18 protein-coding genes are annotated in these 18,712 nt (G+C 71.3%); 7 read left to right on the top strand and 11 right to left on the bottom strand.

The window, feature by feature from the left end; genetic code table 11:
• Nucleotides 1-82 precede the first annotated feature (82 nt).
• Nucleotides 83-1,354, top strand: a complete 1,272-nt coding sequence (locus tag HL658_RS31535) for an MFS transporter (protein ID WP_180286015.1) — start codon at nt 83-85, stop codon at nt 1,352-1,354.
• Nucleotides 1,355-2,011: 657 nt separating this feature from the next.
• Nucleotides 2,012-3,763: a sensor histidine kinase gene (locus HL658_RS31530; RefSeq protein WP_180286014.1), complete on the top strand. Its 1,752-nt coding sequence runs from the start codon at nt 2,012-2,014 to the stop codon at nt 3,761-3,763.
• 146 nt (nt 3,764-3,909) lie between these two features.
• On the opposite strand, the gene HL658_RS31525 is transcribed toward HL658_RS31530, so the two are convergent.
• Entirely contained in the window at nt 3,910-4,809 is a 900-nt protein-coding gene (locus HL658_RS31525) for a LysR family transcriptional regulator (protein WP_180286013.1), read from the bottom strand.
• A 102-nt stretch (nt 4,810-4,911) separates the two neighbouring features.
• Between HL658_RS31525 and HL658_RS31520 the strand changes: the two genes are divergently transcribed.
• Genes HL658_RS31520 through HL658_RS31510 form a run of 3 tightly spaced genes read left to right on the top strand, consistent with a single transcriptional unit; the run spans nt 4,912 to nt 6,964 of the window.
• The gene (locus tag HL658_RS31520) at nt 4,912-5,661 is read left to right on the top strand and encodes a sulfite exporter TauE/SafE family protein (RefSeq protein WP_180286012.1); all 750 of its coding nucleotides are present in this window, start codon (nt 4,912-4,914) and stop codon (nt 5,659-5,661) included.
• 11 nt (nt 5,662-5,672) lie between these two features.
• Nucleotides 5,673-6,218: a MaoC family dehydratase gene (locus tag HL658_RS31515; protein WP_180286011.1), complete on the top strand. Its 546-nt coding sequence runs from the start codon at nt 5,673-5,675 to the stop codon at nt 6,216-6,218.
• A complete protein-coding gene (locus tag HL658_RS31510) occupies nt 6,215-6,964 on the top strand; it encodes an SDR family oxidoreductase (protein ID WP_180286010.1) in 750 nt (249 codons plus the stop codon). The genes HL658_RS31515 and HL658_RS31510 overlap by 4 nt, the downstream gene beginning before the upstream one ends.
• Nucleotides 6,965-6,974: 10 nt before the next feature.
• Here the strand turns inward: HL658_RS31510 and HL658_RS31505 are convergent, their stop codons facing one another.
• The 6 genes from HL658_RS31505 to HL658_RS31480 are packed head-to-tail and all read right to left on the bottom strand — an operon-like array spanning nt 6,975 to nt 13,217.
• A complete protein-coding gene (locus HL658_RS31505; RefSeq protein WP_180286009.1) occupies nt 6,975-7,442 on the bottom strand; it encodes a nuclear transport factor 2 family protein in 468 nt (155 codons plus the stop codon).
• Nucleotides 7,443-7,476: 34 nt separating this feature from the next.
• Entirely contained in the window at nt 7,477-9,516 is a 2,040-nt protein-coding gene (locus HL658_RS37900) for a methyl-accepting chemotaxis protein (protein WP_180286008.1), read from the bottom strand.
• Nucleotides 9,517-9,562: 46 nt separating this feature from the next.
• Nucleotides 9,563-10,051, bottom strand: coding sequence for a cyanase (gene cynS / locus HL658_RS31495; RefSeq protein WP_180286007.1), 489 nt, complete (start codon nt 10,049-10,051; stop codon nt 9,563-9,565).
• Between the two features lie 17 nt (nt 10,052-10,068).
• Nucleotides 10,069-10,989, bottom strand: a complete 921-nt coding sequence (locus HL658_RS31490; RefSeq protein ID WP_180286006.1) for an ABC transporter ATP-binding protein — start codon at nt 10,987-10,989, stop codon at nt 10,069-10,071.
• 8 nt (nt 10,990-10,997) lie between these two features.
• Nucleotides 10,998-11,837 carry a nitrate ABC transporter permease gene (ntrB, locus tag HL658_RS31485; RefSeq protein ID WP_180286005.1) on the bottom strand — a complete coding sequence of 280 codons (840 nt, stop codon included), beginning with the start codon at nt 11,835-11,837 and terminating at the stop codon, nt 10,998-11,000.
• A 15-nt stretch (nt 11,838-11,852) separates the two neighbouring features.
• Complete coding sequence (locus tag HL658_RS31480; protein WP_180286004.1) at nt 11,853-13,217, bottom strand: CmpA/NrtA family ABC transporter substrate-binding protein; 1,365 nt, start codon at nt 13,215-13,217, stop codon at nt 11,853-11,855.
• A gap of 195 nt (nt 13,218-13,412) precedes the next feature.
• On the opposite strand from HL658_RS31480, the gene HL658_RS31475 reads away from it, so the two are divergent.
• Complete coding sequence (locus HL658_RS31475) at nt 13,413-15,332, top strand: sigma 54-interacting transcriptional regulator (RefSeq protein WP_180286003.1); 1,920 nt, start codon at nt 13,413-13,415, stop codon at nt 15,330-15,332.
• A 9-nt stretch (nt 15,333-15,341) separates the two neighbouring features.
• On the opposite strand, the gene HL658_RS31470 is transcribed toward HL658_RS31475, so the two are convergent.
• Entirely contained in the window at nt 15,342-15,821 is a 480-nt protein-coding gene (locus tag HL658_RS31470) for a DUF1579 domain-containing protein (RefSeq protein WP_180286002.1), read from the bottom strand.
• Nucleotides 15,822-15,909: 88 nt separating this feature from the next.
• Here HL658_RS31470 and HL658_RS31465 point away from each other — a divergent pair, with 88 nt between their 5' ends.
• A complete protein-coding gene (locus HL658_RS31465) occupies nt 15,910-16,413 on the top strand; it encodes a MarR family transcriptional regulator (RefSeq protein WP_180286001.1) in 504 nt (167 codons plus the stop codon).
• A 15-nt stretch (nt 16,414-16,428) separates the two neighbouring features.
• Here the strand turns inward: HL658_RS31465 and HL658_RS31460 are convergent, their stop codons facing one another.
• The 3 genes from HL658_RS31460 to HL658_RS31450 all read right to left on the bottom strand — a co-directional run bounded on the left by HL658_RS31460 (nt 16,429) and on the right by HL658_RS31450 (nt 18,554).
• Nucleotides 16,429-16,665, bottom strand: a complete 237-nt coding sequence (locus tag HL658_RS31460; protein WP_180286000.1) for a DUF1127 domain-containing protein — start codon at nt 16,663-16,665, stop codon at nt 16,429-16,431.
• Nucleotides 16,666-16,786: 121 nt separating this feature from the next.
• Nucleotides 16,787-17,671, bottom strand: coding sequence for a transcriptional regulator GcvA (gene gcvA, locus HL658_RS31455; RefSeq protein ID WP_180285999.1), 885 nt, complete (start codon nt 17,669-17,671; stop codon nt 16,787-16,789).
• 91 nt (nt 17,672-17,762) lie between these two features.
• Nucleotides 17,763-18,554: a crotonase/enoyl-CoA hydratase family protein gene (locus HL658_RS31450; RefSeq protein WP_180285998.1), complete on the bottom strand. Its 792-nt coding sequence runs from the start codon at nt 18,552-18,554 to the stop codon at nt 17,763-17,765.
• Nucleotides 18,555-18,712 lie beyond the last annotated feature (158 nt).

Raw genomic sequence — 18,712 nt, 5'->3', positions numbered from 1 at the left:
GGGAGGAGGGTTCGTTCGCCACCCCCGGTCGGCATGTCTAGCATCGCACCGGCCGGGCATTCCGCCGCGGCGGGGAGGCGACATGGTGTTCAGCGAACGGGGGGAGCCGGCCGGCCGGCTTGGGGGTGCGGCGCTCGCGGTGGTGGCGGGTGCCGTTGTGATCAGCGCGGCCATGGGCATCCGGCAGACCTTCGGACTGTTCGTCGGCAGCTATTCGGCGGTGCACGACCTGCCGGTGGCGACCATCGCCTTCGCCATCGCCCTGCACAACCTCGTCTGGGGCTTCGCCCAGCCCCTCGCCGGGGCGGCGGCCGACCGTCACGGGTCGGCACCCGTGGTGGCGGTGGGTGCGGCGCTGTTCGCCGCCGGGCTGACCCTGCCGGCGCTGGTGCCGACCGGGCCGATGCTGGTGCTGGGCATCGGCGTTCTGGTCGGGGCGGGCATCAGCTGCACCAGCTTCGGCGTGGTGCTGACCGCGGTCGGGCGCGCGGTGCCGGCGGAGCGGCGCAGCGCCGCGCTGGGGCTGGTCAGCGCCGGCGGCTCGGCCGGGCAGGTGCTTCTGGTGCCGCTGGCGCAGGGCGTCACCGCGCTGTCGGGGCCGGCGGTGGCGCTGATGGCGCTGGCCGGCTGCATGCTGGCGGTGGCCCCGCTCGGGCTGCTGCTCGACCGCGGCGAGCGTGCCGCCATGGTCGCTGGTGGCGGTGCGGCGGCGGCCAGCGGGGGGGGAGGCCCGGCGATGCCGCTGCGGGCCGCGGTGGCGCAGGCGCTGGGCAACCGCGGCTATTGCCTGCTGACGCTGGGCTTCTTCACCTGCGGCTTCCAGCTCGCCTTCATCGCCACCCATCTGCCGGCCTATCTGACGCTGTGCGGTGTCGCGACCGGGATGGGGGCGACGGCGCTGGCGCTGATCGGGCTGTTCAACATGGTCGGGAGCTGGGGCTGCGGCTGGCTTGGCGGGCGCTACCCGCAGCAGCGGCTGCTGGGCTGGCTCTACCTGATCCGCGGGGCCGCCATCGCCGCCTTCTTCCTCGGCCCCAAGACGGAAGCGGCCGTCATCCTGTTCGCCGCCGTCATGGGGCTGACCTGGCTCGGCACCGTGCCGCTGACCAGCGGGCTGGTGGCGAAGGTCTTCGGCACGCGCCATCTCGGCACGCTGTTCGGCCTCTGCTTCCTCAGCCACCAGATCGGCTCCTTCCTGGGATCCTGGATGGGCGGCTGGGTGTTCGACGCCACCGGCTCCTACGGCGCGGTGTGGATCGCCACCGCGGTCGCCGGACTGGTGGCGGCGCTGCTGCATTTCCCCATCGACGACACGCCGGTGGCGCTGGCCGCACCCCTGCCGGCCGGCGATTAGAGCACCCGACCCAAACATCGGATTCACGACCGGCCGCCGCCCTTCTCGAAGAACCCGGCCCCTTGCCTGCACCATCGGGAATGGTCGGTGCATAGGCGCCGGTTTCGGCACCGGCGCGGTCGGCTTTGCCTCAACACGCTTTCCCGCCTCACAAACGTCACGGACTCTCCGGCGCGGCTCCGGGCATGACACGCCCGAGAGCCCGACGACGGCATGTGCGTGCCCGGCATGCCAACGGCTCGCGTCCCGTTGCCGTCGGACGGCTGTCGTTGGGTCCTGCCCCAGTATGGAAAAATTTCAATACTCGCGAAACGGACGCCCACAATAAATTGGTATACAAAGTAATATTGGACGCTTCTTTCCCTCGTGAGCCATTGGTCCACCAAACCTGGATCCATCAACAATTTGCACACAATCGGTATAATAATATTACATGCAACGAAAATATAATAATCTTAAAAGATAATCTTGTACTAAAGGCATAGTATGTTTCGACGGGGTAGCATTCGTGAACTTTGCCGGAAAGATACTATTCCACAAATCTGGAAGCATGTTAGCTATCAGAGCCGCATACTGCGGCATGCGATGTTCCGTTGTTGCGAATTGCATGCCGTAGCCGTCGCGGAATGTGTGCGTGTGCTCCCGGGGGGGCTTCTCATGACGATTTCATCGGCATCGAACATATGGCCCCTGTCGCATGACACCGCACGATGGAAGATCAGCCACGGCCTTTTCAACATGATGGCCGTGGTGCTGGCGCCCATGGCTCTTGTCGCCATCGGGATAACGGCCTGGAACCTGTCGTATCAGCGTCGATTTGCCGAAACGGAGATGGAGAGAACCGTCCATGCCATGGCGGTCGCGCTGGACCGGCAGATCCTCGTCACCATCGCGGCGCTGCAAAGTCTGGCGATCGGCATGGCCGACGATCCGAACTCGGAGCGCGCCTACCGCATCGCGCAGGAGGTGAAGGCCAAACATCCCTACTGGTCGCATGTCAGCCTCCGCCAGGCCGGAGAGAACCTGCGATTTTCCACCGCTCTTCCGTTCGGAGCTCCGATACCGAGCCCGAATCCCGTCGATCCCCTGGTGGCGAAGACGCTGGCGACCGGGCAGCCGCAGGTGTCGGACCTGATGTACGGGCCGATCGCGCAAGCCCCAGTGGCCGCGGTGCTCGTTCCCGTCCCGGCAAAAGACGGGCCGACGCTCGTGCTCATCGCCGTGGTCACCGCGACCAAGTGGGAAAAGCTCCTTCAGGAGCAAGGTGTCGCCGCTGGCTGGGTCGCGGGCATCATCGATGCGAAGGGCGTCGTCATCGCCCGCACGCGCGCGGCGGAACAGTTCGTCGGCAAGCCGGCGCCAGGCTGGGTCCTGGATGCGATCCGCCAAGCCGCGGATGGGCGGGCGGAAGGCCCGGCCCTGGAAGGGGAACCGCTGTCGCTGGTCTATTCCCGGTCGGCCATGTCCGGATGGACCGTTGCCTTCGCCGCACCGGCCTCCGAGCTCGAGGTGCCGTTGTGGCGATCGATGTGGCTGTCCGTCGCCGTCAGCAGCATGATGATGATGGTGGCCGCATTCGTCGTGCTTGCCTACGCACGCCGCCTGTCGCGCTCTGTGATCGGACTGTCCCGGGTGGCGGAGGCCATGGAGCGCCCAGGCGCGGATCTGCCGTCCATCCCGGCCTCGGCCTCGGCGGAACTGGCTCTGGTGTATGCGTCGACGCACACAGCCAGCCGGCATCTGCGCAAGACGGTCGAGGAGCACACGACAGCGATGCGCGAACTCCAGCATCGGGTGAAGAACGACCTCCAGGCCATCATAAGTCTGATCACCATGGAGCGCTTCCAGACCGGCTGTGCCGGAAGCTGCGCCATCCTGAGCGAGCTGGAAAGCAAGATCGAAGTGCTGCGCCTTGTCCACAGCCGGCTCTATGACGCCAGCCAAGTCGGTACGATCGAGTTGGGTGGTTATCTGCGGGAACTGTGCGAGCATGTCGTCGCGCTTTACGGTCGGGGCCGGGCTGAACCGATCATGTTCAAGGCGACGGTCGGCGAGGTGCGCGTCGATCACAGCACAGCGGCCTCGCTCGGACTGATCGCCAATGAGTTCATCACCAACAGCGCCAAGCATGCGTTTCCGGGGCGAGCGGGCACGATCACGCTCGACCTGTGGGCAGGGGAGGAAGGTCGCGGGTGGTTGCGCTTGGCCGACGATGGGATCGGCATGGCCGCCAGCCGGTCGCGGTCGTCCGGCACCAACTTGATCGAGAGGCTCGCGGACCAGGTCGGAGCGGAGCCCGAGTGGTCGGTCGTTGGGGGAACCAGCCTGCTGCTCTCCTTTGCCGTGGAGACGGCGGCAGAGGTCCAGCAATCCGCCATCGCGCAAGGCCAGCCGGCTGATCCATGTTGATCGATGGCCCGGACCGTGCGCGTCATCGTTGGAGGGGAGAACCGCGCGCCCGGACCTGATCCGAACCGTTCATCCGGACCATTGCCGCCGGCACCATCCTCGGAAAACCCGGCCGCCGACCCGCCCCGTCCGGATAAGCCACCGGATCAGGCCGGCACGCCGGCCCCGCCGGCGAGCGCGCGCAACAGGCGCAGGGCGTGGGCGGGCAGCTCGTCGGGATCGCGGACGCAGAGCAGCAGGTTGCGGTCGGCCCAGGGGTCGGTCAGCGGGACGCGGGCGATGGCCATGGTGGCGCGGCAGCGCTGGGCGGCGCTGTCCGGCACCACGGCCACCCCCACCCCGCGCTCCACCATGCGGCCGATGGCCTCGAACCCGCGCAGGCGGACCCGGTAGGACAGGCGGCGGCCGACACGCGCGGCGTGTCCGGCGAGGTGGCCTTGCAGCGCGCTGCCCTCCACCAGCCCGACGAAAGCCTCGTCCAGCGTTTCGGCGAAGGCGATGGCGTCGCGGCCGGCGAAGGGGTGGGCGGCGGCCGTCACCAGCACCAGCCGGTCGCGGCGGAAGGGGAAGGTCCGCAGCCCCGCCAGGTCCACGGAATCCGCGACGATGCCGATGTCGGCGGCGCCGTCGATGACGGCGGGGACGATCTCGCGGCTCAGCCGCTCCTCCAGGTCGATCTCCACGCCCGGATTGGCGGCAAGGAAGCCGCCCAGCGCGTCGGGGAGGAATTCCATCAGCGCCGCGGTGTTGCAGAGCAGCCGGACATGCCCCTTGACCCCGCGGGTGTGGTCGGCCAGCTCGCCCCGCATCCGCTCCATCTGGCGCAGCACGAGGCGGGCGTGGTGGACCAGCGCCAAGCCGGCCGGGGTCGGGCGCACGCCGCGCCCGCCGCGGATCAGCAGCGGCACGCCCAGCGCCTCCTCCATCCCGCGCACCCGCGCGCTGGCGGACGGCAGCGCCATGCCGGCCCGCCCGGCGCCGTGGGTGAGGCTGGCGGCCTCCACCACATGCAGGAACAGGCGCAGGTCGGTCAGGTCGAAGCGCAAGGGCGCGGGTCCTTCCCTGGACGAAGGCTTCGGGTTTTCCGAAGCCTGGATGCGGAACATGCGCATTGTCCGATGGGACGACCACGCCGACAATCCCCGACCATGACCGACACGCTTTTTCTCGACGCCGTTGTAACGGCCACCTTCCTCCTGGCCGGGCTGGTCAAGGGGGTCATCGGGCTCGGGCTGCCGACGGTGGCGGTCGGGCTGCTCAGCCTCGTGATGACGCCGGCGCAGGCCGCCGCCACGCTGGTGGTGCCGTCGCTGGTCACCAACCTCTGGCAGCTCGCCGCCGGCCCCGGCCTGCGCCCGCTGATCGCCCGACTGTGGACGATGATGCTGGGCATCGCCGTGGGAACCTGGGCCGGGTCCGGCCTGCTGACCGGCGACGGCGCCGGGCTGGCGGCGCGGGCCCTGGGCGCCGCCCTGCTGCTCTACGCCGCGACCGGGCTGACCAGCCGCCGTCTGGCGGTGCCGCGGCGGCTGGAGCCCTGGCTGTCCCCGGCGGTCGGGGTGGCGACCGGGCTGGTGACCGGGGCGACCGGCGTGTTCGTCATCCCCGCCGTGCCCTATCTCCAGGCCATGGGCATGGAGCGGGACGCGCTGGTGCAGGCGCTGGGGCTGTCCTTCACCGTCTCCACCCTGGCGCTGGCCGGGGCCCTGTACGGCAACGGGGCGCTGCCCTGGTCCACCGCCGCCGCGTCGGCGCTCGCGGTGCTGCCGGCGCTGGCCGGCATGGGAGCCGGGCAGTGGCTGCGCGGCCGCATCTCCGCCCACCTCTTCCGCCTCTGCTTCCTCTGGGGCCTGCTGGCGCTGGGCGGCCATCTGCTGCTGGCCGGCGGCGGACGGTGACGGGGCGGGCGATGCTCCATCTCGACGACCTCGTGATCGGCGACGCCGTCGACTGCGGCACCGCGCTGGTGGAGGCGACGGCGATGACCGCCTTCGCCGTACGCTTCGCGCCGCACCGCGTCTTCGTCGATCCGGTGGCGGCGGAGGCTTCGCTGTACGCGCGGCCGGCGGCGGCGTCGCTGTACGCGATGGCGCTGTGCCTCGGCTGTGCCGTACGCGCCATCGGGGATGTCGCGGTGCTGTGCGACCTCGGCTTCGGCGCGGTGACGGTGGCGGCGCCGCTCCATCCCGGCGACCGGCTGGCGGTGCGGGCCTGGTGGTCGGCGGTGGAGCGCCCGCCCGGCGGGGTGCGGCCGGGTGGCGCCACCCTGACGGTGGAGGGTCTCGCGCCGGATGGGCGTCCGGCCATCCGCTTCGACGCGCGCTGGCTGGTGGCGCGTGAACCGCGTTCACCCGCCGGTGAACACGCCGCCTTTGGCAGGCCGGCGGCGGTCCGGCATCATCGCGGCGGGGACCCCGCCCCCGCGGGCGGGGCCGGCAGGGGAGAGACGGGATGAAGGACGACCGGCGGGTTCTGATCGTCACCGGCGGTGGCCGCGGCATCGGTGCGGCGGTGGCGCGGCTGGCCGCGCGGGACGGCTACGCCGTCTGCATCAATTACGCGCGCGACGACGACGCGGCGGCGCGGCTGGTCGGGGCGCTGCGGGCCGGCGGTGCCGACGCCATCGCGGTGCGCGGCGACGTCGCCGAGCCGGACGCCGTGCGGGACCTGTTCGACCGGGCGGAGCGGGAGCTGGGGCCGGTCACCGCGCTGGTCAACAACGCCGGCATCACCGGCGGGCTCGGCGCCTTCCGCAACGCCGACCTCGCCATGCTGCGCCGGGTCATCGACGTCAACCTGCTCGGCACCATGCTCTGCGCGCAGGAGGCGGTGCGGCGGTGGGAGCGGGCCGGCACCGCCGGGCGCATGGTCAACGTCTCCTCCATCGCCGCGACGCTGGGGGCGGCGGGCGAGTATGTGCATTACGCCGCCACCAAGGCGGCGGTGGAGAGCTTCACCGTCGGGCTGGCGAAGGAGCTGGCCGCCGCCGGCGTCCGCGTCAACGCCGTCTCCCCCGGCACCACGCGGACCGACATCCACGCCGCGGCCGGCGACCCCGGCCGTCCCGCCCGCGTCGCCGCCGTGGTGCCGATGCGCCGCGTCGGCGAGCCGGACGAGATCGCCGAGGCCGTGCTGTGGCTGCTGTCGGACAAGGCGAGCTACGTCACCGGCGCCGTGCTGCGCGTCGCCGGGGGGCTGTAGGCGCCGGCGCTCACAGCCCCAGTTCGGTCAGGCCGGGATAATCGGCCGGGCGCTCCAGACCCTCCCACAGGAACTTGCGGTCGGTGGCCGCGATGGGAACGTCGTTGATGCTGGCCTCGCGGCGGCGCATCAGGCCGTTCTCGTCGAACTCCCACTGCTCGTTGCCATGCGAACGGTACCACTGCCCGGCGCCGTCGTGCCATTCGTAGGCGAAGCGCACGGCGATGCGGTTGTCGGTGAAGGCCCAGACCTCCTTGATCAGCCGGTAGTCCTGCTCCTTCTGCCATTTGCGGGTCAGGAACTCGACGATCGCCGGGCGGCCGGCGAAGAACTCCGACCGGTTGCGCCAGCGGCTGTCGGCGGTGTAGGCGAGCGACACCCGGACGGGATCGCGGCTGTTCCAGGCGTTCTCGGCCATCCGCGCCTTCTGCGCGGCGGTCTCGGCGGTGAAGGGGGGAAGCGGCGGACGCTGTTCCATGGATGTTTCCTCCGATTGTTCGTGAGTGCCTGTTCTAACCCGCGCGCACGCCGGCGATGAAGTCGTCGGACTGGCCGTGCAGGGCCGCGGCGCGCGTGGTCAGGCTTTCGGCCAGATCCTCCAGCAGGCGGGCGGCGTCGTTGGCGCGTTCGACGGTGGTCTGGAGGCCGCCGACCGCCGCGGTCATCCGGGCGACCCGCTCGCGGGTGGAGCCGACATTGTGGGCGACGCGGCCGGCGTCGGCGGATTGCCGGCCGCTCGCCTCCACGATGGCGTCGGCGACGGCGCGCAGATCCTCCACCACCTGCCCGATCTCGGCGATGCAGTCGCGCGTACGGCCGGTGTCCTCGCGCACCGCCTCGACCAGTGTGGCGATCTCCCCCGTCATCGCGGCGGTCTGCAGGGCGAGGCCGCGCACCTCCCCGGCGACGACGGCGAAGCCGGCCCCCGCCTCCCCCGCGCGCGACGCTTCGATGGTGGCGTTGAGCGCCAGCACCTGGGTCTGGCGGGCCACCTGCTCGATGGTGCCGACCGCGGTGCTGATCTTCCGGGCGGTGTCGACCAGCGCCGCGATGGCGGTCCCCGCCGTCTCCGCCGCGCGGGCGGCGGCGAGGCTGATGTCGCGCGAGCGCTGCACCTGCCCGTCGATGGCTTCCGAGGAGGCGGTCATGTCCTGCGCCGCGACGGCGACCGCGGACAGGGTGCCGGCCGCGACCCCGCCCGCCCGCTCCACCGTGTCGGCCTCCGCCCGCGTCGTCTCGGCGATGCCGCGGATGGTGTGCACCTCGGCCAGGAGCTGGCGGGCGTCCGCCTCCACGGCGTCGATGGCGCCGTGGATCTGGCCGGCGAAGGCCTCGCTGAAGCGCACCATCGCCTGCCGCCGTTCCGCCGCCTGCTGGCGGTGCTCGGCCAGCGCGGTCGACAGGGCGTCGGCCAGATCGGCGCTGTGGCGCTCCAGCCGGTGCAGCGCGCGCGCCGGGCGGCGGAAGACACCGCGGGCCGGCAGCGGGGCGGGTGGCACCGCCCCGCCGACCACGGCCATGATCCGCCCCACCCACACCTCCGGCGATCCGCCGGCGGCCCGCCGCAGCAGCGCCGCCGCCACCCCGCCGGACAGCAGGGAGCCGGCGACCGCGGCACCGAGCAGCGTGCCCGCGCCGACGCCGGACCCGGCCAGCAGCACCACCGGCAGGGCCGCCGCCAGACAGGCGGCGACGACGGGCAGCGCCGCCGCCAGGGGCGGTGCCGCGGGGCCGAGCTCGGCCTCGTCGCGGGCGGCGATGGCGCGGGACGCCGCCGGGCCATACTCGGCCCAGGCCGCCTGCGCCTGGTCGAAGGCGTCGGCCTGCACCGGCTCGAACAGGCCACGCATCCCCTCCAGCGCGCCCATGGCCGCCGCGGCGCGGCCGAGGAACTGGGTGAAATGGCGACGGCTGGCCGGGTTGCCGTCCGCCAGATAGTCGCGCAGGTGCGACGTCGCGATGCCGACCGGGCCGCGCACGTCGGCGATCTGGATGAGCAGCCGCTTGCGCTCCGCCGTGGCGGGCAGCGCCCGTTCCGCGTCCAGCATGGCGGTCAGCGCCGCCACCAGCCGTCCCGACACCGCCCCCATCCCGGCCATCAGCGCCGGATCCACCCGTGGGCCGGCGGTGGGGCGCACGATGGCCGGCCGCGCGGTGCCCGTCCGCTCCAACAGGCCGGGCACCGTGCGCTCCAGGAAGGCGAAGCGTTCCTCCACCTGGGCGAAGACCATGGCCTGGGTGGCGGTGAGCAGCGCCCGCTTGCCGGCGATGGTGTTGCGCGCCGCCGCCGCCTTGCTGAAGCCCTGCTCGAAGGCGGCGCGCAACCCCACCTCCCCGGTCGCCAGATAGCCGCGCAGGTTCCCCGCCGCCAACCCCAGCGGCGCCCGCAGGTCGGCGAAATCCGCCAGCAGCGCCTTGCGCTCCGCCGTGGCGTCGAGGACGGCCTCCTCGTCCATCAGCGTCGTCATCAGTTGGGCGATGGCGGCCGCGGCCCGCCCGCACTCGCGGTCGGGCGCGCCGCCGTCCGGCGCCGCCGGGCGGGTTTCGGTCATGATGGTCGCCGTGTCGTGGAGACGCCGTGTCGTGGAGACGATGGGTTTACGGGTTGCCGAAGCCGTAGTCGGGCACCCCGTCCTCGTTGCCGTAATATTTGTAGGGCAGGAACTTGCCGGACATGGTGATCTTCACCCGGTCACCCTTGGGGTTGGGCAGCCGCTCCATCTCCATCTCGAAGTCGATGGCGGACATGATGCCGTCGCCGAACTCCTCCTGGATCAGCTCCTTGAAGGTGGTGCCGTAGACGTTGACCAGCTCGTAGAAACGGTAGATCAGCGGGTCGGTCGGCACCGCCGTCGGCAGCGAGCCGCGGTAGGGCACCTCGTTCAGCATCTTCGCCTCGCTCTCGGTCAGGCCGAACAGCGCCGCCGCCTTCTCGGCCTGCGGCTTGGTCAGCTTCATCTGGCCGAGCAGGGCGGCGGTGATCAGGATCGGCGAGTAGCCGCCGATCGCCTCGGCGATCTGCGCCCAGCTCAGGTCCTTCTCGCGCTTGATGTCCAGGATCTTCTCGGTCAGGTCGTCGCGCTTCATGGGATGTCTCCTCGGGATCAGTGTTTGTGGGCGGCGGCGAGCGGCAGGGTCGCCGCGTCGCCGGGGGTGGTGACGACGAGTTCGGGGGCGGCGGAGGGCCGCACCACCGGCGGGTGGCGCGGGTCGTGGCCGTCGGCCGGCTGGTCGCGCAGCGTGCGGCTGCGGGTGACCAGGAAATCGATGAGGTGGTTGCGCAGAGCGTAGTAGTGCGGGTGCCGGTGCAGGTCGATGCGCGAGCGCTCGCGCGGCAGCGGGTTCTCAACGATCTCGGCGATGCGGGCACCCGGGCCGTTGGTCATCAGCACGATGCGGTCGGCGAGGTAGATCGCCTCGTCCACGTCGTGGGTGATCATGAAGGTGGTCTGGCCGGTGTCCAGGCAGATGCGCCGCACCTCGTCCTGCAACGTGCCGCGGGTCAGCGCGTCGAGTGCGGAGAAGGGCTCGTCCATCAGCAGGATCTTCGGCTCGATGGAGAGCGCCCGCGCGATGCCGACGCGCTGCTTCATGCCGCCCGACAGCTCCGCCGGCCGCTTGCGCTCCGACCCGCCGAGCCCGACCAGCTCGATGAAGCGGCGCGCCTGCTCCTCGATCGCCTCCTTGGCACGCTTGGGCCAGCGCGACTTGACCGCGAAGGCGACGTTGCCCAGCACCGTGCGCCAGGGCAGCAGCGCGTGGCTCTGGAAGATGACCGCGCGGTCCAGGCTGGGGCCGGAGATGGCCTTGCCGTCCACGATCACCTCGCCGTCCGACGGCGCGTCGAGCCCGGCCAGGATGTTGAGCACCGTCGTCTTGCCGCATCCGGAATGGCCGATCATGCAGACGAACTCGCCGCGCCGGATCGGCAGCCACAGGTTCTCGAAGATGGTGGTGGTCTGGCGGCCCGGCGCCGGGTAGCGGCGCGCGATGCCCTCGATGGAGATCAGGGGCTTCTCGGTCATGATGTCCCTCACTCCGGGAAGGTGACGAGGCGGGCGACGCGCGCCAGCGCCTGGTCCAGCACCATGCCGACAAGGCCGATCACCAGGATGGCGGTGATCACGTTGGTGATGGACAGGTTGTTCCACTCGTTCCAGACGAAGTAGCCGATGCCGGTGCCGCCCACGAGCATCTCCGCCGCCACGATCACCAGCCAGGCGATGCCGATGGAGATGCGCATGCCGGTCAGGATGGTCGGGGCCGCGGCCGGCAGGATCACCTGGAAGGCGCGGCGGAAGGTCCCGACCTCCAGCGTGCGGGCGACGTTCAGCCATTCCTTGCGGACATTGGCGACGCCGAAGGCGGTGTTGATCAGCATCGGCCACAGCGAGCAGATGAAGATGACGAAGATCGCCGACAGCCCGCTGTCCTTGATGGTGTAGAGCGCCAGCGGCATCCAGGCGAGCGGCGAGATCGGCTTCATGATCTGGATGAAGGGGTCGAGCGCCCGCGACATCAGCGGCGACATGCCGATCAGGAAGCCGACGGGGATCGCCACCAGCACCGCCAGCAGATAGCCGGCCGCGACCCGGGCGATGGACCAGCCGATCTGGATGCCGATCCCCATGTCGTTGGTGCCGCGCACGTAGAAGGGGTCGGACAGGTGGCCCCACAGGGTGGCGGCCACGTCCAGCGGGCCGGGCATGGCCGATTTGCCCTGCGTCGCCGTCAGCCCCATCAGCTTGGCGTATTCCGGGTCCATCCCGGCGGTGGCGCCGGTGCCGCGCGTCGCCAGATGCCAGACCGTGAGGAAGACGGCCAGGATGACCAGGGAGACCAGCCCGGCGCGCAGTGACTGGGATCGGTGCATGCCCCGCCCTCCCCGTCAGCCGGCTCGGCGGATCGCGAAGGACGCCAGATAGCCCTCCGGATCGGCGGGGTTGAAGGTCTTGCCCATCACCGAGAAGCTCTTGGTGGTGGTCGTGGGCGGGGTCAACCCGGCCTCCTTCATCAGGCGGGTGGCGTCGGTGGCGAGGAAGACCTGCTGCGCCACCGCCTTGTAGTCGATGTCGCCCTTGATCTGGCCCCAGCGCTTCATCTGGGTCAGGATCCACACGGCGAAGGACTCCCACGGGAACGGGTCGAAGTCGATGCGGTCGGGGACCTTGCGCACCTGCCCCAACCCGTCGGCGAAGGTGCCGGTCAGCACCTGCTCCACCACCGTCACCGGCTGGTTCAGGTAGTTGGCGGGCGCGATCGCCTCGGCGATCTGCTTGCGGTTCTCCGGCTTCGTGGCGTAGGCGGTGGACTCGATGATGGCGCGCAGCAGGGCGGCGTAGGTGTTCGGCATCTGGGTCACGAACTCCTTCGACGCGGCGAACGCGCAGCAGGGGTGCCGGTCCCAGATTTCCTTGGACAGGATGTGGATGAAGCCCACCCCGTCATACACCGCGCGCTGGTTCACCGGGTCGGGCGCCAGGAAGCCGTCGATGTTCTCCGCCCGCAGGTTGGCGACCATCTCCGGCGGCGGCACCGAGCGGATCTGCACGTCGGTGTCGGGGTCCAGCCCGGCTTCGGCCAGATAGTAGCGCAGCAGGTAGTTGTGCATCGAGTAGTCGAAGGGCACGGCGAGCTTGAAGCCCTTCCACTGCTTGGGATCGCGCTTGTCCTTGTGCTTCATGGCCAGCGTGATCGCCTGGCCGTTGACGTTCTCCACCGCCGGCATGGTGTAGGGCTGCGGGTTGGAGCCGGCGCCGATGGTGATGGCCAGCGGCATCGGCGACAGCATATGCGCCGCGTCGTATTCCTTGTTCAGCGTCTTGTCGCGCACCACCGCCCAGCCGGCCGTCTTCACCACCTCCACATTCAGCTTCTGCTTGCTGTAGAAGCCCATGGGGTGCGCCATGATGATGGGCGTGGCGCAGGTGATCGGGATGAAGCCGACCTTCAGGTCGGTCTTCTCCAGCGGCGCACCCTGGGCCAACGCGTCGGCGGCTGTGGCGATGGGCAGCAGGGAGGCGACCGCGGCGGCGGCGGTGCCGGCGCCGACCGCGCGCAGGAAGTTGCGGCGGGTCAGGTCGTCGGGGAAGAGGGCGCGCATGACCGCACCCTCGACCACCCGCATCAGGCGCCCGTCGCCGGACAGCGCCGACGCCGCCTCATGCTCCGCCTGGGAGGCGTGCTGCCCGCAGGAGCAGCCCTGGCGCGACAGGCGGCGGTTGAGGTCGAAGGGATCGTCGAAGGTGGCCATGTCTGCTGCTCCCTGCTGAGCGACGCGACGTTGCGTCCGGCTTGCCCCCGTATCAGCAAGCCCCGTGCCAGAAGGAGTGGCAGCGTGAACGCCGCCATTCGCGCCGCGCCGCGGCCGGAAGGCCGTTGACGAAATCTCGTGAATGACGAAAAATCGTCACCGGCTTGACGACATCTCGTAAGAGGCGGGGCGAGGATGGTGGTCGCGGAGACCAGGGCGGACCGCTTCGGCGTGGCCTTCGAAACCGGGCTGGACGCGGCGCTGGTGGTGGACCCGGCGACGGGCCGCATCCTCGACGCCAACCCCGCCGCCGGGCGCCTGCTCGGCTACGACCGGGAGACGCTGCGCGCGACCGCCATCACCGACCTGCACCAGGGGCAGGAGCCGGCGCTGATCGTCTTCACCGAGGCGGTGCTGACCAAGGGCGCCTACTGGACGCGCAGTTTGTGTGCGAAACATGCGGCGGGCCTGCCGCTGCGGCTGGAGTATGCCGGCACCTTGCTGCCGGGGGAGGACCCGCCGCTGATCCTGCTGACGCTCAGCGACCTGGACGCCCGCCGCCGCCGCGACATCGACGCGGAGGGCGAGCTGTTCATGCGCGACGGCCTGCAGGAATGGCAGCGGGTCGAGCGGGTGTTCCAGGACATCGAGCGGGAGAACCAGCTCATCCTCCAGGCCGCCGGCGAGGGCATCTACGGCGTCAACGCGGAGGGGAAGACCACCTTCGTCAACCCCGCGGCGGAGCGCATGCTGGGCTGGACGGCGGCCGAGATGCTGGGCCGCAGCATGCACGCCACCGTGCACCACCACCGCCCCGATGGCTCCCACTACCCCGACCACGAATGCCCGATCTACGCCGCCTTCCGCGACGGGCAGGTGCACCGGGTGTCGGACGAGGTGTTCTGGCGGCGCGACGGGTCGCCGCTGTGGGTGGAGTACACCAGCACGCCGATCCGCGCGCACGGCCGGATCGTCGGCGCCGTCATCGTCTTCCGCGACGTCGGCCAGCGGCGGGAGGCCGACGAGCGGCTGCGCGCCGCACTCGCCGAGGTCGACCGGCTGCGCGAGCGGCTGGAACTGGAGAACGCCTATCTCCAGGAGGAGATCCGGCTGACCGGCAACCACCGCGGCATCATCGGCACCAGCGCCGCCATCCGCAAGATCGTGGAGCAGGTGGAACTGGTGGCGCCCACCGGGGCCAGCGTCCTGGTCACCGGCGAGTCCGGCACCGGCAAGGAGCTGATCGCGCGCGCCATCCACGAGGCGAGCGGCCGGCGCGAACGGCCGCTGATCCGCGTCAACTGCGCCGCCGTGCCGGGCGAGCTGTTCGAGAGCGAGTTCTTCGGCCACACCCGCGGCGCCTTCACCGGCGCCTTGCGCGACCGCGTCGGCCGCTTCGAGCTGGCCGACGGCGGCACCCTGTTCCTGGACGAGGTGGGGGAGATCCCGCTGGAGCTCCAGGGCAAGCTGCTGCGCGTCCTTCAGGAGGGGCAGTTCGAGCGGGTGGGCGAGGAGCGGACGCGGCGGGTGGACGTGCGCATCGTCGCCGCAACCAACCGCGATCTCGGCGCCGAGGTCGAGCGCGGGCGCTTCCGCCGCGACCTGTATTTCCGCCTGAACGTCTTCCCCATCGAATCCCCGGCCCTGCGCGACCGGCCGGAGGACATCCCGCTGCTGGCCGCCCATTTCCTGCGCGACGCCGCGGCCAAGCTGAACACCGGCGCGCTGACCCTGACCGAGGGCAACGTGCGCCGGCTGGTCGGCTACCGCTGGCCGGGCAATGTACGGGAGTTGCAGAACGTCATCGAGCGGGCGGCGATCCTGGCGCGCAACGGCCGCATCGCCATCGACGTGCCGGCCACGGTGGAGGCCCCGCCCGACGCTCCCAGCGATGAGGGTGGCGTCGGCGAGGAGGGCGGCGGCGACCGCCCGCCGGGGATCGAGACGGAGGCGGAGCGCCGGGCGCGCGAGCGCGCCAACATCCAGGCGGCACTGGAGGCCGCCGGCGGCCGGGTCTCCGGCCCCGGCGGGGCCGCCGCCATCCTTGGCCTGCGCCCGACCACGCTCGCCTCCCGCATCAAGGCGCTGGGGATCGAGCGGCGCCCCGCCCGATAGGGGAGCCGGTCAGCCCACCCGGCGGTAGGTGGACCACATGAAGTGTGTCCATTCCCCGTCGGCGCCGCGGACGCGGGCGTTGAAGCGGCGTTCGTCGGGGCCGACGATCTCGCTGATGTCCTGGTAGGTCGCCATGCCCTGGCCGGTGAAGGCCGGCCCCTCGGCGGTCAGGGTCAGCACCCGCCCGCTGTCGTCCAGCGCGCCGTCATACACCCACAAATGCGAGGACATGGAGCCGATCCAGGTGCCGACGAAGCGGCCCGACTTCACGTCGAAGCCCAGCGTGATCATGGTCATCGCCGTGCCGCCGCCGGGCATCTCCCCCTCGCCGTCGCCGACGACCCACAGGCCGCCGACCGCACGCACCGTCTCCCGCCCGCGGAAGCTCGCGTTCGGCTGGCCGGGACCCATCAGGCACTCGCCCTCGTAGGTCCACTCGCCCACGAGTTGCTGGAGCCAGGCGTGCTCGGTCTGTGGATCGGTCTGCATGAATCCTCCCGGTCATCGGCCTGCGGCGAATTGCCGCGCTGCATTGTCTCTTATTGACTTGAACAGTTGATATCAACACATCAGACGCATGTCAACGCCACCCGATCACGCCGCTCCCGATTGCCTCGCCGATGCCGTTCGGACGGAGACCGTTTCCGCCGATGTGCCCTTCGCGACCACCATCATGGTCCGCGACCGCTGCCTGTGCCTGCATGTGCAGCGCGCCGCACGCGCGCTGGCCCGCCGTTTCGACGACGCCCTGCGCCCGGTGGGGCTGACCAACGGCCAGTTTTCGCTGATGATGGCGCTCAACCGGCCGGAACCGGTGGGGATGGCGCCGGTGGCGAAGCTGCTCGCCATGGACCGCACCACCCTCACCGCGGCGCTGAAGCCACTGGAGCGGCGCGGGCTGGTCGCGGTGGCGGTCGATCCCGCCGACCGCCGCGGCCGTCTCATGACGCTGACGCCGGAGGGGCGGGGCGTGCTGGCGGCGGCCGTGCCGATCTGGCGGGACACCCACGATCTGGTGGACCTCCAGCTCGGCGACAGCGACCCGGAACGGCTGCGCGCCGATCTGCGCGCGCTGCTGTGACCGTCGCCCCGCCGGTCACGATTTCCAGAAGGGCTTGTTGACCTCGTGCCGCATCTCGCCGCGGGTCATGCCGATGTCCTTCAGCATGTGGTCGTTGAAATCGGCGAGCCATTGCCGCTCGCGCTCCCGCTCGCCCCATGTCAGGAGGCGGTCGCGGATGGCGCTGAACAGCCGCCGCAAGCGGCTTTCGGGGACGGGCTGCCCGGCAGCAACACGCCCGGCAGCAGGACCGGTGACATGATCGTACAGCATGGCGGAACGCCTCCTCGTCGGCGGGAACACGGGCGGCCCGGGGAGGCCGCGCGATGCCGATGATGGGCGCGTTCGCCGCGCTGCGGCAAACGCGGGGTTCTCGCCGCCGGATGAACGGCGTTCACGCCGGTTCCGCGAACAGCCCCTCCAGCCAGCCGCAGAAGGCCCGCAACTCCGGCCGTTCCAGCGCGCCGGCGCCGCCGACCAGCCAGTAATGGCTGCGCGCGGGCACGGAGATCGGCAGGGCCTCGACCAGCCGGCCGTCCTCCAGCTCGGGGTCGATGGTCGGCCGCCGGCCGATGGCGACCCCCATCCCGCGCACCGCCGCGTCCATCGCCAGCCGGATCTCGTCGAAAACCAGCGCCGCGGGGGCGGTCAACTCGGGATGCCCCGCCTCCCCCAGCCACCATTGCCAGTCCTCCGACGCGCTGGACACGTGCAGCAGCGGCACGGCGGTCAGATCCTCCACCCGGCGGATGCGGGCGGCCAGCGCCGGGGCGCAGACCGGCACCAGCCGTTCGCGCAGCAGCGGCACCGCCACCAGCCCCGGCCACGGGCCGGTGGCGAGCCGGATGCCCAGATCCACGCCGTCGCGCGGGAACTCCACCACCCGGTGCGAGGTGTCGATGGAGACGGCCACCTCCGGGTAGCGCTCCTTGAAGGCCGGCAAAGCCGGCAGCAGCCAGCGCCCGGCGAAGGTGGGCGCCACGCTGATGCGTACATGCCCGCGCGCCGAGCGCCGCCGCACCCCGTCGCTGGCCGCCGCCAGCACCTCCAGCGCGTGGCGCACCTCGCGCAGATAGGCCGTCCCGACCTCGGACAGCCGCAGCCCGCGGCTGCCGCGCAGGAACAGCTCCGCCCCCAGCCACTCCTCCAGCGCGCGGATGCCGTGGCTGACGGCGCTGGGCGTGACGCACAGTTCGTCGGCCGCCAGCTTGAAGCTCAGATGACGCGCCGCGGCTTCGAACAGGCGCAGGGTGTGCAGCGGCGGCAGCCGGAACGCCATGGGACGGGGGACCTTCAGGGCGGGGGAACGGACGGAACCGCCGCCAGTATCGGCCGTCGCCGCCTCCGTTCCAAGCCGTCACCTCCGGGCATCAGCGTCCCTCGAAACGCGGCTCCCGCTTTTCCAGGAAGGCGGTGATGCCCTCGCGGATGTCGGACGTGGCCGCCATCCGCGCGAACTGCGCCGCCTCCACCGCCAGCCCCTCGTCGATGGACAGGTTGAGCCCCCGCGTCGTGGCGGCGAGGCAGGCGGCCACGGCGAGCGGCGATTGCGCGGCGATGCGCCCGGCGAGATCCAGGGCAGCCTCCATCAGCCGGTCCGGCGGCACCACCGCGTTGACCAGCCCGCAGGCCCGCGCCTCCTCCGCGCCGATGCGGTCGCCGGTGAGCAGCATCGCCAGCGCGCGCTTGCGCCCGATCAGCCGCGGCAACCGCTGCGTGCCGCCGTAGGGCGGCGGGAAGCCCAGCCGGATCTCGGACTTGGCGAACAGCGCGCGGTCGCTGGCGATGGCGAGCGGCACCGCCTCCGTCACCTCGCAGCCGCCGCCGAAGGCCAGCCCGTTGACCGCGGCGATGATCGGCTTGGGGAAGGACTCCAGCCGGCTGGTGAAGCGCTGCCCGCGCCGCACGAACTCCCGCAGCGCCGCCTCCGGACCGGCGAAGACGGGGCCGGCGAACTCGTGGATGTCGGCACCGGCGGAAAAGGCGCGGTCGCCGGCCCCGGTCAGGATCACCGCGCGCACGGCCGGATCGGCCTCGATCCCGTCGAGCAGCGCGTGCAGCCGGTCGATGGTGGCGAAGTCGATGGCGTTCAGCCGGTGCGGCCGGTTCAGCGTCAGGACCGTGACCGGCCCGGCGCTGGATGTCAGAACGATGTCGCTCAAGGACGCTCCTCCCTCCGCCGCGCCACCCCACGGGGGCAGCGAACCGGCCCGATGCTGCCGGGGGAGCGCGGCGCGCGGCAAACGACCTCTCCTCACCGGCGGATGAACACGGCGCGCTTGGCGGCGCGCGGCGGCGGCGCCATGATCGGGGCCGCTCC

This window comes from Azospirillum oleiclasticum (assembly GCF_013423485.1).
GTDB lineage: Bacteria > Pseudomonadota > Alphaproteobacteria > Azospirillales > Azospirillaceae > Azospirillum > Azospirillum oleiclasticum.
Note: the sequence above shows the minus strand (reverse complement) of the source record. Positions and strands in the feature narration are given on the sequence as shown.